15 protein-coding genes are annotated in these 17600 nt (G+C 63.5%); 8 read left to right on the top strand and 7 right to left on the bottom strand.

Features of this window, described 5'->3' with window-relative positions; all coding sequences use genetic code 11:
- Positions 1-117 precede the first annotated feature (117 nt).
- Complete coding sequence (locus tag J3364_RS11650; RefSeq protein ID WP_349558510.1) at positions 118-813, bottom strand: TetR/AcrR family transcriptional regulator; 696 nt, start codon at positions 811-813, stop codon at positions 118-120.
- Between the two features lie 269 nt (positions 814-1082).
- Here J3364_RS11650 and J3364_RS11645 point away from each other — a divergent pair, with 269 nt between their 5' ends.
- The 4 genes from J3364_RS11645 (at position 1083) to ggt (ending at position 5275) form a co-directional block, all read left to right on the top strand.
- Positions 1083-2528 carry a coniferyl aldehyde dehydrogenase gene (locus J3364_RS11645; RefSeq protein WP_349558509.1) on the top strand — a complete coding sequence of 482 codons (1446 nt, stop codon included), beginning with the start codon at positions 1083-1085 and terminating at the stop codon, positions 2526-2528.
- A gap of 151 nt (positions 2529-2679) precedes the next feature.
- Entirely contained in the window at positions 2680-3162 is a 483-nt protein-coding gene (gene coaD / locus J3364_RS11640; protein ID WP_123635175.1) for a pantetheine-phosphate adenylyltransferase, read from the top strand.
- A 152-nt stretch (positions 3163-3314) separates the two neighbouring features.
- Positions 3315-3563, top strand: coding sequence for a YfhL family 4Fe-4S dicluster ferredoxin (locus J3364_RS11635; protein WP_123635174.1), 249 nt, complete (start codon positions 3315-3317; stop codon positions 3561-3563).
- Positions 3564-3571: 8 nt separating this feature from the next.
- Positions 3572-5275 (top strand): gamma-glutamyltransferase, encoded by a 1704-nt coding sequence (gene ggt / locus J3364_RS11630; protein WP_502882510.1) that lies wholly within the window; start codon positions 3572-3574, stop codon positions 5273-5275.
- Here the strand turns inward: ggt and J3364_RS11625 are convergent.
- The 4 genes from J3364_RS11625 to hemB are packed head-to-tail and all read right to left on the bottom strand — an operon-like array spanning position 5268 to position 10544.
- Positions 5268-6560: a DUF945 family protein gene (locus J3364_RS11625; RefSeq protein ID WP_349558507.1), complete on the bottom strand. Its 1293-nt coding sequence runs from the start codon at positions 6558-6560 to the stop codon at positions 5268-5270. The two genes, ggt and J3364_RS11625, sit on opposite strands and share 8 nt — an antisense overlap.
- A complete protein-coding gene (locus tag J3364_RS11620; protein ID WP_349558506.1) occupies positions 6557-7459 on the bottom strand; it encodes a cobalamin-binding protein in 903 nt (300 codons plus the stop codon). Before J3364_RS11620 ends, J3364_RS11625 begins: the two co-directional genes overlap by 4 nt.
- A gap of 5 nt (positions 7460-7464) precedes the next feature.
- Positions 7465-9570, bottom strand: a complete 2106-nt coding sequence (ppk1, locus tag J3364_RS11615) for a polyphosphate kinase 1 (RefSeq protein ID WP_349558505.1) — start codon at positions 9568-9570, stop codon at positions 7465-7467.
- Positions 9571-9605: 35 nt separating this feature from the next.
- Positions 9606-10544, bottom strand: coding sequence for a porphobilinogen synthase (gene hemB, locus J3364_RS11610; protein WP_236012249.1), 939 nt, complete (start codon positions 10542-10544; stop codon positions 9606-9608).
- A 345-nt stretch (positions 10545-10889) separates the two neighbouring features.
- Here hemB and lpdA point away from each other — a divergent pair, with 345 nt between their 5' ends.
- Positions 10890-13028 (top strand): dihydrolipoyl dehydrogenase, encoded by a 2139-nt coding sequence (gene lpdA, locus J3364_RS11605; RefSeq protein ID WP_349558504.1) that lies wholly within the window; start codon positions 10890-10892, stop codon positions 13026-13028.
- A gap of 18 nt (positions 13029-13046) precedes the next feature.
- Here lpdA and J3364_RS11600 read toward each other — a convergent pair whose 3' ends face one another.
- Both J3364_RS11600 and J3364_RS11595 read right to left on the bottom strand, forming a co-directional pair.
- Positions 13047-14066 (bottom strand): lipase secretion chaperone, encoded by a 1020-nt coding sequence (locus J3364_RS11600; protein WP_349558503.1) that lies wholly within the window; start codon positions 14064-14066, stop codon positions 13047-13049.
- Positions 14067-14212: 146 nt separating this feature from the next.
- Positions 14213-14443 carry a hypothetical protein gene (locus J3364_RS11595; protein ID WP_123635167.1) on the bottom strand — a complete coding sequence of 77 codons (231 nt, stop codon included), beginning with the start codon at positions 14441-14443 and terminating at the stop codon, positions 14213-14215.
- Between the two features lie 300 nt (positions 14444-14743).
- Between J3364_RS11595 and J3364_RS11590 the strand changes: the two genes are divergently transcribed.
- From J3364_RS11590 to J3364_RS11580, 3 genes are all read left to right on the top strand, one after another.
- The gene (locus J3364_RS11590; RefSeq protein WP_349558502.1) at positions 14744-15391 is read left to right on the top strand and encodes a TetR/AcrR family transcriptional regulator; all 648 of its coding nucleotides are present in this window, start codon (positions 14744-14746) and stop codon (positions 15389-15391) included.
- A gap of 4 nt (positions 15392-15395) precedes the next feature.
- Positions 15396-17102 carry an isovaleryl-CoA dehydrogenase gene (locus J3364_RS11585; protein WP_349558501.1) on the top strand — a complete coding sequence of 569 codons (1707 nt, stop codon included), beginning with the start codon at positions 15396-15398 and terminating at the stop codon, positions 17100-17102.
- Between the two features lie 84 nt (positions 17103-17186).
- On the top strand, positions 17187-17525 hold the full coding sequence (locus tag J3364_RS11580) for a DUF503 domain-containing protein (RefSeq protein WP_349558500.1): 339 nt from the start codon (positions 17187-17189) through the stop codon (positions 17523-17525).
- The last annotated feature ends 75 nt before the right edge of the window (positions 17526-17600 follow it).

The following is a 17600-nucleotide window of genomic DNA, read 5'->3' as shown; positions in this document are numbered from 1 at the left end:
TTGCTTTCAGCTAAAACCTGAGCTTGGCGCTCAGGAAGACGCAACCAGTAATCCGTTCTGGTCCACGTCCGATAACTGAGACCGGGTGTTCTCCCGTTAGTTCCTTGCCTTTTGCACCTATTTCATCCGTGAAAACCCGCATAACACTCCCTTTTCTTCCCCCGCACCGATCAGTTCGGGCCGATAGCGCTCCCGGATGGCCATCACATCCTCCCGGTAGGCATCCCGCAGGTACGGCATTTCCAGGGTCAGCACCTGGAAAATGCCCTGTTTGAGCTGTTCCCGGGTGATGCTGTCGGTGCTGTCGCCGGCGTGGGCGGTTTTCAGGAACGCCATCCAGTTGGTGATCACCAGCCAGACATTCAGGGACATGGCGTCTTTCAGCTCGTCGGCCTGGGCCTCGAACAGACCACCGTCGGTCAGACCGGAGAAGATCTGCTTGATGGCCGCCAGGCAACGGCCGGTAAAGAGACGGTAGTCCTCCCGCAGACGCGCGTCGTTGTCCAGCAGGAACTCCAGGTCCCGGTGCAGGAAGCGGTAGCTCCAGAGGCCGTCGAACACGGACTCCAGGTAGAACATCATGTCGTCCAGGCCCAATGGCCGGTCGTCGGGAATCTCCAGGTAGTAGTCCACCAGCTTTTCGTATTCCTGGAAGATCTCGTAGATGATGTCCGACTTGTTGCGGAAGTGGTAATAGAGGTTGCCCGGCGATATGCCCAGGTGGGCCGCAATGTGATTGGTGGTGGTGTTGCGCTCACCCCGCTCGTTGAACAGGTCCAGACTGGTTAAGAGAATCTTGTCGCGTGTTTTCATGAAGCAGGCTTGTTGTTGTGTATGAACCGCACCGGTTTTCGACATTCATCCTATGCCGGAGGCGCCGGATAACACATTGGCCCAAGCGGCCAGATGAGATCCTTGACTCACTAGAGTATATACTCTAATAATACCCTCAAACACAAATCGAACAATTATTGATCACCCCGAACAGCCTCAACGTATCTCTGACGCGGAACCGCGTTTGAACCGCAGACGCCCGGCTTCGACCGGACAGGCATCGGGCCCATGAGGCGAGGAGAGTCACCATGACCGCGAACGTCGTTCATCTGACCGAAAGCAAGAAGCAGATCCAGCAAACCGCACGGCTGTTCGACGAGCAGCGCCGGGCGTTCCGCCGTAATGCCTACCCGTCGCTGACCGAGCGCAAGGAAAACCTGAAACGACTCAAGCGCCTGCTGCTGGCCAACGAGGATCGACTGATTGCGGCCATCGACGAAGACTTCAGCTGTCGGTCCGCCGACGAGACCAAGATCGCCGAGCTGATGCCCGCCGTTCAGGGCATCAATTACGCCCTCAAGAACCTCGGCGACTGGATGAAGCCGTCCAAGCGCCATGTGTCGGTGCTTTTCCAACCCGCCAGCAACAAGGTGGTCTACCAGCCGGTCGGCGTCGTGGGCATCGTCGTGCCCTGGAACTATCCACTGCTGCTGTCGATCGGTCCCATGACCGCGGCATTGGCCGCCGGCAACCGGGTGATGGTGAAAATGTCGGAATTCACCCCGCACTTCTCGGCCCTGATCAAGCAGCTGATTGAAGACAAGTTTCCACAAGACCTGATCAGCATCATCAACGGCGAGGCCGATGTGGCCGCGGACTTCACGGCCCGCCCGTTCGATCATCTGCTGTTTACCGGCTCCACGGCCGTCGGCCGCCACGTGATGCGCGCCGCCGCCGAGAACCTGACCCCGGTTACCCTGGAGCTGGGCGGCAAGTCGCCGGCCATCATTTCCAACGACGTGCCCATGCGCGACGCCACCGAGCGACTGGCCTTCGGCAAGGCCGTCAACGCCGGCCAGACCTGCGTTGCACCGGACTATGTGCTGTGCCCGGCAGACCGCCTGCAGGCCTTCGTCGACGAGTTCCGCACCCGGTTTGCCGACATGTACCCCACCCTGCGGGACAACAACGACTACACCGCCATCATCAACGAACGCCAGTACGAGCGCCTGGTGCGCTACATCGACGACGCTCGCAACAAGGGCGCCAAGGTCATTGAGGTCAACCCGGCGGCAGAAAGCCTGGGCGACGGCACCCGCAAGCTGCCGATGCACTTGGTCCTGAACCCCACCGACGACATGCTGGTGATGCAGGAGGAGATCTTTGGCCCGATCCTGCCGGTGGTGACCTACGGCAGCATCGACGAGGCGCTGGACTTCATCAACGACCGACCGCGTCCGTTGGCGCTGTACTACTTCGGCTACGACCGGGACGCCCAGGACCATGTGGTCGCCAACACCCACGCCGGCGGCATGTGCATCAACGACACGCTCATGCATGTGGCCCAGGACGACCTGCCGTTCGGCGGTATCGGCGAATCCGGCATGGGGCACTATCACGGCAAGGAAGGCTTCCTGACCTTCTCCCATGGCAAGTCCGTCTACGGGCGCCAGAAGCTGAACAGCGGCCGCTTTGTCTACCCGCCCTACAACACGCCGTTCCACAAGATGGTGTACCGGATGTTTATCCGCTAGGCCCCACCCGATAACGCCCGGGGAGCGTGTCGAAACCCCGGGCGATGGATCGCCCCATCCTGTGCCATCAGGGTGCTGCCTGCGCCGGATTTGAACATGCCTGTAGAGTCGGGCTACTATCGCGCAGCATTACCGTCAGCGAGGGCATGCCATGAACACTGTTGTCTATCCCGGGACCTTTGACCCGGTCACCAACGGCCACGTCGATCTGATCGCCCGGGCCTCGCGGCTGTTCGATACCGTGATCGTCGCGGTCGCCGCCAGCACCAAGAAGAATCCCCTGCTGTCCCTGGAGGAACGGATCCGGCTGATCGAGGCATCCACCAGCGACATGCCCAACATCCGGGTGGTGGGTTTCAGCAAACTGCTGGCCGACTTTGTGCAGGAACAGGGCGCTAACATCCTGATCCGCGGCCTGCGTGCGGTCTCCGACTTCGAATACGAGTTCCAGCTGGCCGACATGAACCGCCGGCTGGCGCCGGGTGTGGAGAGCATCTTCCTGACGCCCGCCAACCATCTGTCCTATATCTCTTCCAGCCTGATCCGAGAAATTGCCTCTCTCGGCGGCGATGTGACGGAGTTCGTGCCGCCGGTGGTGGCCGAGGCGCTGGAAAAGAAATTCGCCAAATCGTGATGGTTGTACGGCTGCCCGCGGGCAGCCGTCATCGCCACTCACAGTTGCCGTCGAAATCCGGTAAAATGTCACCATCATTCCAGATGGTGTGGTGACCCGACGCGGTCGTCACGCCATCCCATCCTTATTTTCCGTATTTTCGAGGGAAACCCATGGCCCTGATGATTACGGACGAGTGCATCAACTGCGACGTCTGTGAGCCGGAATGCCCGAACGAGGCGATCTCGCCGGGCGACGAGATCTACATCATCGATCCCAACAAGTGCACCGAGTGCGTGGGCCACTACGATGAGCCACAATGCCAGCAGGTGTGCCCGGTCGACTGCATCCCACTGGATCCCGAGCACAAGGAATCCGAAGCCCAGCTGATGGACAAGTATCATCGACTGACAGGAGCCTGACGATGACGATGGCACGGACGCCCCGGTTAAGCATTCTCCTCACGGTACTGCTGCTTCTGGGTGGCTGTGCTGTCTTTAACCCGCATAAACCTGGCAGTCTCGCGGTCGCCAGCGCGCATCCGCTCGCCACACAGGCGGGACTGCGGGCGCTTGAGGAAGGCGGCAACGCCTTTGACGCCGCCATTGCTACCGCGGCGGTCCTGTCCGTTGTCGAACCCTACAGCGCCGGCCTCGGCGGCGGTGGTTTCTGGCTGTTGCAACAACCCGATCAGCAAACCACCCTGGTCGACGCCCGCGAAAAAGCCCCGGCCGCCAGCACACGGGATATGTACCTGGACGCCAACGGCGACGTGCACCCCGACAAGCTCTCCATCAACGGCCCGTTGGCCGCCGGCATTCCCGGCCAGCCCGGCGCGTTCGCCTACATCAACGAGCACTATGCCGAGCGGCCGCTGCGGGCCAACCTGCAGGACGCCATCCGCATCGCCCGTCAGGGTTTCCATGTGGATCAGCGCTACCACGACCTGGCCGAGTGGCGTCACGAGATCATGCAGCGTTACCCGGCGACCCGGCAGACGTTCCTGGTGGACGGCAAGGTGCCACCGGTCGGCACGCTGATTCGCCAACCGGCCCTGGCCGACACGCTGGAAGCCATTGCCGAACGCGGCTGGGACGGTTTCTACGACGGGCCGGTGGCGCAGCAACTGGTCTCCGACGTCCGGGCCGCCGGCGGTATCTGGCAGCTTCAGGACCTCAAGGACTACACCGTGGTCGAGCGCGAGCCGGTGGTGATCCACTATGACGGTGCCACCCTCTGGACCACACCCCCGCCCTCCTCCGGCGGCATTGCCCTGGCCCAGATGTTCGGCATGATGCAACAGCGCCCGTTCAGCGAGGTTTTTCCCGACACGCTGGCGGACGATCCGGTCGCCCGGACCCACTATCGGGTGGAAATCATGCGCCGGGCCTACCGCGACCGGGCCATCTATCTGGGCGACCCGGACTACACCGACATCCCGGTGGAACACCTGCTCGACCCGGCCTACCTGGCCAAACGCATGGCCAATCTGAAACCCGGGCAAGCTACGCCCAGCCAATCCCTGGATGGCGACCTGGACAGCGGCCACCACACCACCCACCTGTCGGTGATGGACGCCGACGGGCGTAAGGTCAGCGCCACCCTGAGCATCAACCTGCCGTTCGGTTCAGCGTTCCTGTCCGCCGGCACCGGCGTGCTGCTCAACGACGAGATGGACGACTTTGCCATCAAGCCCGGCGTTCCCAACGCCTACGGGCTGGTCGGCGGCGAGGCCAACAGCATCGAACCGGGCAAACGGCCGCTGTCGAGCATGACACCCACCATCCTGACCAGCGACGACCGCACGGCCATTATCGGCACACCCGGCGGCAGCCGGATCATCACCATGGTCTATCTGGGGTTACTGGATGTGCTGGACGGGAAATCCGCCGAAGCCACGGTATCGGATCCGCGCTTTCACCATCAGTACCTGCCGGACGTGATCCAGCACGAACCGGACACCTTTACACCGGAACAGCAGTCGGCACTGGAAGCGATGGGCTACACGCTGAAAGATGTGGGGCGCCATTACGGCAATATGCAGCTGATCCTGCGGGACCGGGAGAGCGGGGAAACCACCGCGGCGGCCGACCCGCGGGGGATCGGCCAGGCGGTGGTGAAACCGGTCAGATGAGCGGCGGCAGCGGGTAGGACTGGCCGTTGATGTCGAGCATCATGTTGTCCAATTTGGCCTTGATGCGATAGACGTCGCCATCGCGCTTGAGAATACCCTGCTGCACCAGACCCTGCAGGTTGCGTGAGACATCCGGGTCTTCCTCCAGCAGCGCCACTGGCGCCGACAACTCCAGCTCGCCGGTCAATTGCTGGACGATCAGCGGCATATCCGCCTGTTTGGCCTTGGGGACTTCCGGGTGCGTCAGGGACCAGTGACCCTGAATATCGCCATCGGCGGACTTCAGGTCGATGGTGGGCATGCCGACGGTCAGGCCACCGGCGGCCACCGCCTTGGCAGCGTTGCTGAAACGTTGCATCAGCATCATCTGCTTCTGGAACAGAGCCTGCTGCGACAGGGTCGGATCCGGCTGGGCCTGCATCATCTGGATTTCCGTGGCCACCGACTGGAAGTTCAGCCAGGCGTCCACATCCAGGTTGTCCAGGTTGAATTCGACCCGGTGCGGACCGTAACTCTCATCACCCACATTGACGGCATCCAGGGTCAGCGCCGAATGCGAGGACACGCGCGTGTCGTCCTTCTCCGGCTGGGTATTGCCGGTCAGCTGCAGGTTTTCCAGACTGACATCCACCTGATCCCCTTCCACATAGGCCAACTTCTCCACGGTCAGCGCCGCGTCGCCGGACCACAGACTGCCCGCCACCCGGTCGCCTTCCTGGCTCAGCTGCAGGTTGTCGAAACTGGCGCGGATGGCATCGCTGCGCACCACCATACCCGGCCAGTTCAGGTTGAGCTCCACGTGATCACCGGCGTCGGTCACCTTGGCCCAGCCGTAGGCTTCCGCCGAGTTGAGGGTTTCCCCGGTGTCGTCGTCGGTCAGGTCGATGGCCGGCACGTTCAGGTCCGCTTCCAGCGTGCCCCACAGCCAAGTGGTCAGCGTGAGCTTGGGCAGCGCCTTGGGAAACAGGGTCTTGAGCATCGGCTCGCTGTCCGGAACCGGTTTGAGCTCGACGGAACTGCTCAGTACGCCGTGAGAAACGTCGCCGGTATAGGGAATGCGGTGGGCCTCCCCGGTCTCCGGATCCATCACGGTCATTTCACCGCTGAGTTCGGCGCCGAAGAAGTGCCGGTCATAGCGATCCGTAGCCACATGTACGAGGGGCTGGTCGTGGTTCATGCGGCTGACCGCCTCACCCCACTGCTGCTGGGTCAACACGCCCACACCGTATGGGGCCGCTACAATCACAACCAGCACCAGCGCGCCGGCCAAAATCCATTTTTTCATGTACTGCTGTCTCCTGATTCATTAATCGTCTGCCTGGCCCCGTCAATCGCCCGGCACAGGTTCGCCAGGCCGTCCACCAGTCGCAACGTGGGCCGCGCCAGGGTATCCGGGGGTAACAGGACGAGCTGATCGTACTTTACCGCAGGGAGCGCGCCAAGCACACGCCAACGCTGGAACACGTCCGCCCCGGGATCTCCGGCCGCCAGGATCAGCTGCGGGCGACGCTCCAGCACGGCCTCAACGCTGACCGTTGCAGTCTTGCCCGGCAAATCCGCGAACAGGTTGCGCCCGCCACAGCGGCGGATGGCGTCAGAGACGTACTGGTCGCCGGCCAGCGTCATGAGGGGGCTGTCCCACACCTGGTAAAACACGCGCACCGGGGAGCGGTCGCCGAAGGTCTGTGTCAGCCGGGTGAGTACCTGACGATAGGCCGATGCCTTCTCCCGGGCGATGGCGTCACGACCGGTCAGCTGGCCCAGACGCTCCAGATCGTCAGGCACGGCGGTCAGGGAATCCGGTTCCAGGGCAAACACCGGCAGGCCGAACTGACGCAGGCGTTCAATGACATCCGGCCCGTTACCGCTCTGCCAGGCCACGACCAGGTCCGGCTGCAGCGACAGGATGCGCTCTACATCGAAACGGTCATGACTGCCAATGTGGGGAATAGCACGCGCTTCGGGCGGGTAATCGCTGTACTCGCTGGTGCCGACGATGCGCTCGCCCAGGCCCAGCGAAAACAGCAGTTCGGTGGTGTGCGGCGCGAGGCTGACGATACGCTGGGGCGGCGCGTCGAGGGTGACCGTCTGGCCCCCATCATCGACCGCCGACAGGGCCAGGCAAGCGCTCGCCCAGCCCCACAACAACAGCCCCCACCACGCCGGTCGGATCATGGCCGGCATGGCGCTTACTTGGCCGTCAGGCGTTCAAGCAGCAGCAACTGGGACGCCAGGCGGTCTTCGCCCTCGCCCGGGCTGTTCTGGATGTACGCCCCGTCCGCCTGCAACTCCCAGCTCTGGCAGTTGTCGGCCAGGTAGGTCTCCAGATCCGAGCGGACCCGTTCGGCCAGTTCCTTGTCGTCCACCGGGAACGCCACTTCCACCCGGTTCATCAGATTACGGACCATGGCATCGGCGCTGGAACAGTAGACTTCCTGCTTGCCGCCATGACCGAAGTAGTAGACCCGGGTGTGTTCCAGGAAGCGGCCGATAATCGACCGCACGTGGATGTTGTCCGACAGGCCCGGCACACCCGGTCGCAGGCAGCAGATGCCACGGATGATCAGTTCCACCCGCACACCGGCCCGGGAGGCCCGATACAGGGCGCGAATCACTTCCGGCTCGGTCAGCGCGTTGATCTTCATGATGATGTGGCCGTGACTGCCCATCAGGGCCTCCCGGTCGATCAGCTCGATCAGGCGTTTGTGCAGGGTGAACGGCGCGTGGAACAGCTTCTTGATTTTCAGCGCCTTGCCCATGCCGGTGAGCTGCTGGAACAGCTTATTGACGTCGTCGCCCAGGGCGTCGTCCGCCGACAGCAGGCTGTAGTCGGTGTACAGACGCGCATTGCCGGCGTGGTAATTGCCGGTCCCCAGGTGGACGTAGCGCTTGAGCTTGCCGTCTTCCCGGCGCACGATCAGGATCATCTTGGCGTGGGTCTTGTAGCCCACCACCCCGTATACCACGATCACCCCAGCCTCCTGCAGGCGGCTCGCCAGCTCCAGGTTTTCCGCCTCGTCGAAACGGGCCCGCAGCTCAATGACGGCGGTGACTTCCTTGCCGCGCCGGGCGGCGTCCATCAGGGCCTCGACGATTTCCGAATCGGCGCCCGTGCGGTACAGGGTCTGGCGGATGGCCAGCACCTGCGGATCCTTGGCCGCCTGGCGCAAGAAATCCACCACCGGCGTAAAGCTCTCATAGGGATGCAGCAGCAGAATGGGTTGCTGACGAATGGCGTCGAAAATGATTTCCTTGTTGCGGATCTGGCGTGGCACCGCCGGTGAGAAACCGCTGTAGGTCAGGTCCGGGCGATCCACCAAACTGCCCACAGCCATCAGGCGAGTCAGGTTCACCGGGCCATGGACCCGATAGAGTTCACGCTCTGTCAGACCGAATTCCTTGAGCAGGAAACCGGTCAGCTCTTCCGGGCAGTTGTCGGCCACTTCCAGCCGCACCCCGTCGCCGAAGCGGCGGCTCAGCAGCTCACCGCGCAGGGCGGAGGCCAGGTCTTCCAGGTCGTCTTCCAGCTCCAGATCGGCATTCCGGGTCAGGCGGAACTGATAGCAGCCCTTCACTTCCATCCCCGGGAACAGCTCATCCGCGTGGGCGTGGATCATCGACGACAGGAACACCAGGTTGTCGCCGCCGTTGCAGATGTCGTCCGGCAAACGCACCAGGCGCGGCAGGGAACGCGGTGCCGGCACGATGGCCATGCCGGTCTCCCGGCCGAACGCGTCCTTGCCATCCAGTTCGACGATGAAGTTCAGGCTCTTGTTGACCAGTCGCGGGAACGGGTGGGACGGGTCAAGCCCGATGGGATTGACCACCGGCAGGATCTCGTCCTCGAAATAGCGCGCCACCCACTCGGCCTGGGCCGGCGTCCAGTCGCGACGGCGGACGAAGTGGATGTTCTCCTGCTCCATCGCCGGGATCAGCACGTTGTTGAGGATGTCGTACTGTTCGTGGATATAGTCGTGGGCGACCCGGGAAATCTCGTTGAGCAGCTGTTCCGGCAGCAGGCCATCGGGACCGACACTTTCACGACCGTACTTCATCTGCTGGCGCAGACCCGCCACCCGGATCTCGAAGAACTCGTCCATGTTGCTGCTGAAAATGCAGCAGAAGATGAGCCGGTTGATCAGCGGATGGGTCTCGTCCATTGCCTGCTGCAGAACGCGGTAGTTGAACTGCAGGTGGCTCAGCTCCCGGTTGAAGTAGTTCTCGCTGGCGTTCAGGTCCGGCAGCTGTTCGACCGGCAGGGCGGCTTCCGCAGTGGCTTCCGTTTCGGTGGTCATGGTGTTCGGTATCCCGTTGGATCGGATGTGTCGGCTCAACCGCTCCCTTTGAGCAGTTGCGCGGCGCGTTTGGCGAAATAGGTCAGGATGGCGTCAGCCCCGGCCCGGCGCAGGCACAACAAGCTTTCCATCATCACGGTATCGGCGTCCAGCCAGCCGTTCTCGGCGGCGGCCATGTGCATCGCGTACTCCCCGCTGACCTGATAGACAAAAGTGGGCACTTTCAGTTCGTGCTTCACCCGGTAGACGATGTCCATGTAGGGCATGCCCGGCTTGACCATCACCATGTCGGCGCCTTCGGCCAGGTCCACGGCCGTCTCGTGCAGGGCCTCATCGCTGTTACCCGGATCCATCTGGTAGGTCGCCTTGTTGCCCTTGCCCAGGTTGGCGGCGGAACCCACCGCATCCCGGAACGGGCCGTAGTAGCCGGAGGCGTACTTGGCGGAGTAGGCCAGCACGCGGGTGTTGATGTGGCCGGCCTCTTCCAGCGCCTCGCGAATGGCGGCCACGCGGCCATCCATCATGTCAGACGGGGCCACAATGTCGGCGCCGGCATCCGCGTGGGACAGGGCCTGGCGCACCAGGGCTTCCACAGTCACGTCGTTGAGCACGTAGCCGTCGTCATCAAGGATGCCGTCCTGCCCGTGGGAGGTGAACGGATCCAGCGCCACGTCGGTGATCACGCCCAGTTCCGGGCAGGCCTTCTTGAGGGCCCGGGTGGCGCGCTGTGCGATGCCGTGGCGATCCCAGGCACCAGACCCGTCGAGATTCTTCAGTTCCGGCGGCGTCACCGGGAACAGGGCAATGGCGGGCACACCCAGTTCAACCAGCTCCTTCGCCTCTTCCACCAGCAGGTCGATGCTCAACCGCTCAATGCCCGGCATGGAGGGAATCGCTTCGCGTTGGTTCTCGCCGTCCAGCACGAACACCGGGTAGATCAGATTGTCGACGCTCAGTCGGTGCTCGCGGACCATGCGGCGGGTGAAATCGTCTTTCCGGTTACGGCGCAGGCGGGTGGCGGGATAAAGACGTTGGTTCGATGAAAACACAGCGAGACCTCCTGAATACATGCGACAGCAGTGGGGAACTTCTCCGGACCTGATCCTGGTCGGCCGCAGGGTCGTATCCCACACTATTTCAACGCATTATAGCGAGGGTACCGGCCAAATGTGACAGTCCGGGGACAATCGGTCGCAACCGGCCACAGGAACGTTCAGGTTTGCGGATAGAATTGTGAACGTCTGACCTTATCCTGACAGCAACTGCCGGTCTGTAGGTGGTGTCCACGCATCCGCGCCCATGACAAGGAACTCCAAGCCATGCCCTCATCCCGCAAGACCCTGCTGCTGATCGCCATCGCCGCGCTGATCGCGCTCTTCTTTGCGTTCGATCTCGGTCGTTTTCTCAGTCTGGACTACATCACCCACCAGCGCGACCTGTTGCAGGCGCAGGTCGAAAGCCAGCCGTGGCTCAGCGAGCTGATCTTCTTCGGCATCTACATCGCGGTCACCGGTTTGTCGCTGCCCGGCGCCGCGGTGCTGACCCTGCTCGGCGGCGCCCTGTTCGGACTGGCGCTGGGCTTGGTCATCGTGTCCTTCGCCAGCTCCATCGGCGCCACCCTGGCGTTCCTGGCCTCCCGCGTGCTGTTCCGAGACTCGGTGCAGCGCCGCTTCGGCGATTCCCTGCGGGCAGTGAACCGGGGCGTGGAGCGGGATGGCGGCTTCTATCTGTTTGGCCTGAGGCTGGTGCCGGTTTTCCCTTTCTTCGTCATCAACCTGGTGATGGGGCTCACCCCGATGCCGGTGCGGCGTTTCTACTGGGTCAGCCAACTGGGCATGCTGCCGGGCACCTTCGTGTACGTGAACGCCGGCACCCAGTTGGGGCAGGTGGACAGCCTGGGCGGCATCGTATCACCAGGCCTGATCGGCTCCTTTGTCCTGCTAGCGGTCTTCCCTCTGATCGCCCGCAGCGTCATGAACGGCATCAAGCGTGGGCGGGCCCTCAAGCCCTACAGCAAGCCGGCCCGGTTTGACCGCAACCTGGTGGTCATCGGCGCCGGCTCGGCCGGGTTAGTCACCGCTTACATCGCCGCCGCCACCCGCGCCAGCGTCAGTCTGATTGAAAAGCACCGCATGGGCGGGGATTGCCTCAACACCGGCTGCGTGCCCAGCAAGACACTGATCCGTAGCGCCCGGGCCGCCCATGAGGCGAGGCAGGCCGGACGCTTCGGGATCGAGACCGGAACCGTCAACGTCGATTTCGCGGCGGTGATGGAACGCATCCAGTCGGTCATCCAGACCATCGAACCTCACGACTCCGTCGACCGCTACACGGAGTTGGGTGTGGACTGCATCCAGGGCGAAGCCCGCATCGTCGATCCCTGGCGAGTCGAAGTGGACGGCCGCACGCTGACCACCCGAAACATCGTCATTGCCACCGGCGCGCGTCCGTTCGTCCCGCCGATCGAGGGCATCGAGACGGTGAACTACGTCACCTCGGACACCGTCTGGCAGCTGCGCGAGGCGCCCCGGAAACTGCTGGTGCTCGGCGGCGGGCCGATCGGTTGCGAACTGGCCCAGGCCTTCGCGCGCCTGGGCGTGCCCGTGACCCAGGTGGACATGGCGCCGCGCATCCTGCCGCGAGAAGACGACGATGCCGCGCAGATTGTTGCCGACAGCCTGCAGCGGGACGGCGTGGAGCTGCACACCAACACCCGGGCGATCCGCTTCGAGCGGGACGGGGACAGGTCAATCCTGGTTTGCGAGCGGGAGGGCGACACCCTGCACCTCGACTTTGACGCCGTGCTGCTGGCCGTCGGCCGTCAGGCCAATACCGACCACCTCGGCCTGGAGGCGCTGGGCATCGACCGGAATCCCAATGGCACCGTTACCGTGGATGAGACGCTGCAAACCCGCCTGCCGGGCGTCTACGCCTGTGGCGATGTCGCGGGTCCCTACCAGTTCACCCACGCGGCGGCGCACCAGGCCTGGTACGCCTCGGTGAACAGCCTGTTTGGCCGCTTCAAGACCTTCAAGGTGGATTACCGGGTGCTGCCCTGGGCCACCTTTACCGATCCGGAAGTGGCGCGGGTGGGTCTGAACGAACAGGAGGCTCAGGAACAGGGTATTGCCGTGGAGGTCACTCGCTACGGCCTGGATGACCTGGATCGGGCCATCACCGAAGGCGAGGCGGAAGGTTTCGTGAAGGTGCTGACGCCGCCGGGCAAGGACCGGATTCTCGGGGCCACCATCGTCGGTCCGCAGGCGGGCGAATTGATCACCGAGTTCGTCACCGCAATGAAGCAGGGTATTGGCCTCAACAAGATCCTGGGGACGATCCACGTCTACCCCACCCTGTCCGAAGCCAACAAGTTCACCGCCGGCAACTGGAAAAAAGCCCACGCGCCGGAAATCGCCCTGCAGTGGCTGGCCCGTTTCCATCGCTGGCGGCGAGGTTAGTTCAGGCTGTTGTGAGCGTTAACGAATGGAATCCAGGGCCTGCACCCGGACCTGCTCCTGGTCATTGAAATACTGATCCCGAAGGCGCTGGACCGCCTCCTGCTGTTCCGGCGCCGCCAGGCCGGCGTCGTCCAGGCGAGCCTTATCGGCCCGGTAGTCGGACCAACGCCGGTCCCAATCCGCCTGCTCGGCCTCGACCCGGGCCAGGCGCTCCGCCACCTCCGCGCCGAACGTGGATTCGCGCAACTGGCTGATCTCAGCCTGGGACGTGTCTGGATCGGCTTGTAAAGCCTGCAGCTGTGCCTCGTAATCCACAAACTTTCGGCTTTCGGCCCGTGCTTCGCGCACGGATTCCGGCAGTTCCGCTTCGGCCGCCTGCAGGCGGGCCTGGCGCTGGGCATCGGTCAGGTCGTTCCGGGCCTGAATCTCACGGCGGGCCGTCTGGTAACGGTCGACCGCCTCTTCCCGGGCAAAGAAGGCGTCGGCGGCCACCTCGCCCAGGTACTGGCGACGCAGGTCGCGCATGGTCGCCAGAGCGTTCTCGGCGCCCGCAATCCCGGTTCCGCTCCCCACTTGCGTTTCCAGTTGCCCCACCGCCAGCTTGTAGTCCAGGTAATCCCCCAACAATTGACGGGCCTCGCCACGGGCCGGTTCGGGCAGCGTTTCCAGACGCTGACGGATGCGCGCCACCAACTGCGGCAGGGATTCCTCGCCCAGAGCGGCCAGGTAGTACTCGAACAGGCCGCGCAAGGCGGGTGTGGGCAACAGATGCCCCGCCTCATCCACACGGTCCCAGCCGCCCGGCGGTCGTGTACCCTCCAGGGAACCCGGCAAGGCGTCCGGCACAGACGCCGCCGGGGCGTTTTCGACCAGCGTCGAGGGAATCGTCGCCTTATCCACAGCCGTCGGCGGCAAGGCGCGCGACGCCGCCGATTCCGGAGCCCGGGTCTGATCGGCCGGGCGCAGAATCAGGGCAGCGGCGCCGACAACCGCTATAATGCCAACAAAAACGAGAAGATAACGAAGATGGGAAGTCATAGTGCCATTCGGGTTGTCAGGTGGTCACCAGAGAAGGGCCAGCATAACAACCGGCGGGGCGCCAAGGCGTCGTACAGCGCACAGTTTGGCGGATCCAGACACGAAAAACCCCGCAGGACGGCCGCCCTGCGGGGCAATGGAATCGGTCAGACCGTCCGGTTGTTGAAACCGGGTTCGGCTCGCCGTGGCGCGTCCGAGCGCAACGTAGTATCCAGTTCGGTGATCTGGCCACCCCGGCCAAGGAATTCATCGATATCGGCCTGCAGTTTTGCCCGAATGCGGGCACGACCGGCCACCGTGTGTGTATCCTCGGCATCAGAGTCCCAGGTACTGCTACTGCTTGAGCTTTCCAGATTGCTTTCGTCGAATTCACTCATGGCTTTACCTCCACCAGCGAAAACAAACCTGGGGTCCAGCATTTCAGCTCAGAAATCGGACCCGTCTCGGCCGCGGAAAACAGCGCCCCGTTTGGCGACTGCCGTGCCTTGCCGACTATATAATCCCGATTCATTGCAAACACCATTCAGTACCAAGCACTTTTTTGTAACGTTTTGTAAAACGAGAGTCGAAAATCTGAACGACCACGCTACACCGGCGCAATCAAGCGCTCTTTTGGCAACCCAGAGCACGATTGACACAACAAATGAATAATGATTCACTTCTTCTAGGGAGACGCCATGGCCTACCGTGAAACCGAAAAAATGCGTCAAAGGAAAGCCGAGGTTCGTGAGCGCATTCTCCGCTGCGCTTTCCGATGCGTATCCGAAGGCGGTTTCCGCAATGCCCAGATCAATCAGGTGGCGGACAGAGCCGACGTCGCGACCGGGACGGTCTATCGCCATTTCGAGTCCAAGGCAGAACTGTTCGCGGAAGTCTTCCGACTGGCCACCGAGCGCGAGGTCAACAAGGTCGCGGAGGCCCTGGCCGGGCCGGGCCATGCGGCCGACCGGCTGGAAGGAGCCCTGCGCCAGTTTGCCGAGCGGGCCCTCCATGGCCCGGTCATGGCCTGGTCGCTGATTGCCGAGCCAGTGGACCCGCGGGTTGAAGGAGAGCGTCTCGAGTATCGCCGTGCCTACGCCGAGCATTTTGAACGCACCATCGGCGAGGGCGTTGAAGACGGTTCGCTGCCGCCACAGGACGCGCGCTTGAGCGCCACCTGCCTGGTCGGCGCGATTGCCGAAAGTCTGGTTGGCCCCCTGTCGCCCACGCAACAGGCGCCGACCTTGCAGGAACAGCCCGCTGCCCTGAGTGACGGGCAGATCCAGACCCTGATCGAGCCGATCCTCACCTTCTGCCTGCAGGGGGTAACCGGCCAACGGAGATAGCCCCATGAACGCACCCGATTCGTCTGTCAGACAGCACGCCGACGCGCAGGACGGCTACGACCGCTTCCTGGCAACCACGCACGAGGTCCGCAACCAGCCGCCGGCCCTGGAGAACTACAATTTGTTCGACCAGGACCGGGCGCTGCAGGAGAGCGTGTCCCGCGAGGGGGCGGATTGGGCCCGCGATGACCTGGCCGCCTACGGCGCCCTCACCGGCCGCTCCGACATCATTGAACTGGGTTTCCTGGCCAACGAGAACAAGCCGGTGTTTCACACCCACGACCGGTTTGGTCACCGCCGGGACCTGGTGAAGTTTCACCCGTCCTATCATCAACTTATGGACATGGCGCTGACGAACGGCCTGCACAGCAGCCCCTGGACCGATCCCCGCCAAGGCGCCCACGTCAGCCGGGCCGCCAAGTACTACATGCACTCCCAGGTGGAAGCCGCCCACTGCTGCCCGGTGACCATGACATTCGCCGCTATGCCATCGATCAACAAACAACCGGAACTGGCAAAAATCTGGGCACCAAAGATCACCGCCCGCAGCTACGATCCGCGCAACATCCCGGCGGAGCAGAAGACCGCCGTCACCATCGGCATGGCCATGACCGAGAAGCAGGGCGGTTCGGACGTGCGCGCCAACAGCACCCGCGCTTTTCCCCTGGGCAGCGGCGGCCCCGGTGAAGCCTACGAACTGGTGGGCCACAAATGGTTCGTGTCGGCGCCCATGTGCGACGCCTTCCTGGTGCTGGCGCAGGCGCCGGGGGGCCTGTCCTGCTTCCTGATGCCGCGCTGGCGCCCGGACGGCAGCAAGAACCCCTGGCAGATCCAGCGCCTGAAAAACAAGATGGGCAACGTCGCCAACGCCTCCAGCGAAGCGGAACTGCGCGGCGCCCTCGCCTGGATGGTGGGCGAGGAAGGTCGCGGCGTACCGACCATCATCGAAATGGTGGCCATGACCCGGTTCGACTGCATGATCGGCAGCTCCGCCGGTATGCGCCAGGCCGCCGCCCAGGCCCTGCACCACTGCCGCCACCGGGAGGCTTTTGGCGCGCGACTGGATCAGCAACCGCTGATGCAGAACGTGCTGGCCGACCTGGCACTGGAAAGCGAGGCCGCCCTGGCGATGACGATGCGGGTCGCCCGCGCCCTGGACAACCAGAACGATGAGCAGGAGCGCCTGTTCACCCGCCTGGCCACGCCGGTGGGCAAGTACTGGATCTGCAAACGCACGCCCAACCACGCCTACGAGGCGATGGAGTGCATCGGCGGCAGCGGGGTGATGGAAGACTGCATCATGCCGCGCCTGCTGCGGGAGTCACCGGTCAACGCGATCTGGGAAGGCAGCGGCAACGTCCAGTGTCTGGATACCCTGCGCGCGCTGCAGAAATCCCCGGAGAGTCTGGATGCCTTCTTCGGCGAATTGGCCCAGGCCAAGGGATCGGACAACCGCTTCGATCGCTTCCTGGCCCAGCTGCAGACGGATTTCGGTCGCACCGACGACATCCAGTTCCGCGCCCGCAACCTGGTGGACCGGTTAGCGCTGGCGCTGCAGGGATCGCTGCTGCTGCGTCACAGCACACCGGCGGTCGCCGATGCTTTCTGCGCGAGCCGACTTGAGAGCCACGGCGGCCTGAACATCGGCAACCTGCCGTCCGGTGTGGATGCGGCCGCTATTATCGAGCGGGCCACGCCTGTTGTAGACTGAGGGTTCGGTATCCCATCCGGGTGGTTCACTCGAACAACGTGAATGACCCGGCCCGCCCGTATCTGATGCTGTAGCGGAGTTACTATGTCCGAAGCCCTGCGCCGGTTGCTCGCCGAGACCACGGAGCACCCGGTCATCACGCCTCACCTGGGCGTCCTGACCCTGCAATTCCAGCTGTATGGCTGTGACGACATCAAAGCCAAGCGCCGGACCTTTACCCCCATGCGCGCTATCTGGGGCAAGGAGCCGGACCTGGCGGTCGTCGAGACCGGCGATCTCGACGCCCTGGACCGGGCCACCTGGTCCATCGCCGCGCTCGGCACCTCCACCCAGCTGATCCAGCAACGCCTCGACCAGGTGGAGAAAGCCATCGAGCAGCGCATCGACGCGCCCGTGCTCGATGTGCAGCGCGAGATGCTCTGACAGCCCCGCACGCCGGATCCGTTTGCTTGCGTTGCACCGGGCCATCGCCCAGTCTGGTGTCGTATCTGTCGACGT

This window comes from Marinobacter sp. NFXS9 (assembly GCF_040148665.1).
In the GTDB taxonomy this organism is placed as follows: Bacteria; Pseudomonadota; Gammaproteobacteria; order Pseudomonadales; family Oleiphilaceae; genus Marinobacter_A; species Marinobacter_A mangrovi.
The sequence above is the reverse complement of the archived record's forward strand: the minus strand, read 5'-3'. Positions and strand labels throughout refer to the sequence as shown.

Bases quoted from the DNA above. Each gene is read 5' to 3' on its own strand.
- J3364_RS11650 (WP_349558510.1), bottom strand. From the start codon at position 813: ATGAAAACACGCGACAAGATTCTCTTAACCAGTCTGGACCTGTTCAAC.
- J3364_RS11645 (WP_349558509.1), top strand. From the start codon at position 1,083: ATGACCGCGAACGTCGTTCATCTGACCGAAAGCAAGAAGCAGATCCAG.
- coaD (WP_123635175.1), top strand. From the start codon at position 2,680: ATGAACACTGTTGTCTATCCCGGGACCTTTGACCCGGTCACCAACGGC.
- J3364_RS11635 (WP_123635174.1), top strand. From the start codon at position 3,315: ATGGCCCTGATGATTACGGACGAGTGCATCAACTGCGACGTCTGTGAG.
- ggt (WP_502882510.1), top strand. From the start codon at position 3,572: ATGGCACGGACGCCCCGGTTAAGCATTCTCCTCACGGTACTGCTGCTT.
- J3364_RS11625 (WP_349558507.1), bottom strand. From the start codon at position 6,560: ATGAAAAAATGGATTTTGGCCGGCGCGCTGGTGCTGGTTGTGATTGTA.
- J3364_RS11620 (WP_349558506.1), bottom strand. From the start codon at position 7,459: ATGCCGGCCATGATCCGACCGGCGTGGTGGGGGCTGTTGTTGTGGGGC.
- ppk1 (WP_349558505.1), bottom strand. From the start codon at position 9,570: ATGACCACCGAAACGGAAGCCACTGCGGAAGCCGCCCTGCCGGTCGAA.
- hemB (WP_236012249.1), bottom strand. From the start codon at position 10,544: ATGGTCCGCGAGCACCGACTGAGCGTCGACAATCTGATCTACCCGGTG.
- lpdA (WP_349558504.1), top strand. From the start codon at position 10,890: ATGCCCTCATCCCGCAAGACCCTGCTGCTGATCGCCATCGCCGCGCTG.
- J3364_RS11600 (WP_349558503.1), bottom strand. From the start codon at position 14,066: ATGACTTCCCATCTTCGTTATCTTCTCGTTTTTGTTGGCATTATAGCG.
- J3364_RS11595 (WP_123635167.1), bottom strand. From the start codon at position 14,443: ATGAGTGAATTCGACGAAAGCAATCTGGAAAGCTCAAGCAGTAGCAGT.
- J3364_RS11590 (WP_349558502.1), top strand. From the start codon at position 14,744: ATGGCCTACCGTGAAACCGAAAAAATGCGTCAAAGGAAAGCCGAGGTT.
- J3364_RS11585 (WP_349558501.1), top strand. From the start codon at position 15,396: ATGAACGCACCCGATTCGTCTGTCAGACAGCACGCCGACGCGCAGGAC.
- J3364_RS11580 (WP_349558500.1), top strand. From the start codon at position 17,187: ATGTCCGAAGCCCTGCGCCGGTTGCTCGCCGAGACCACGGAGCACCCG.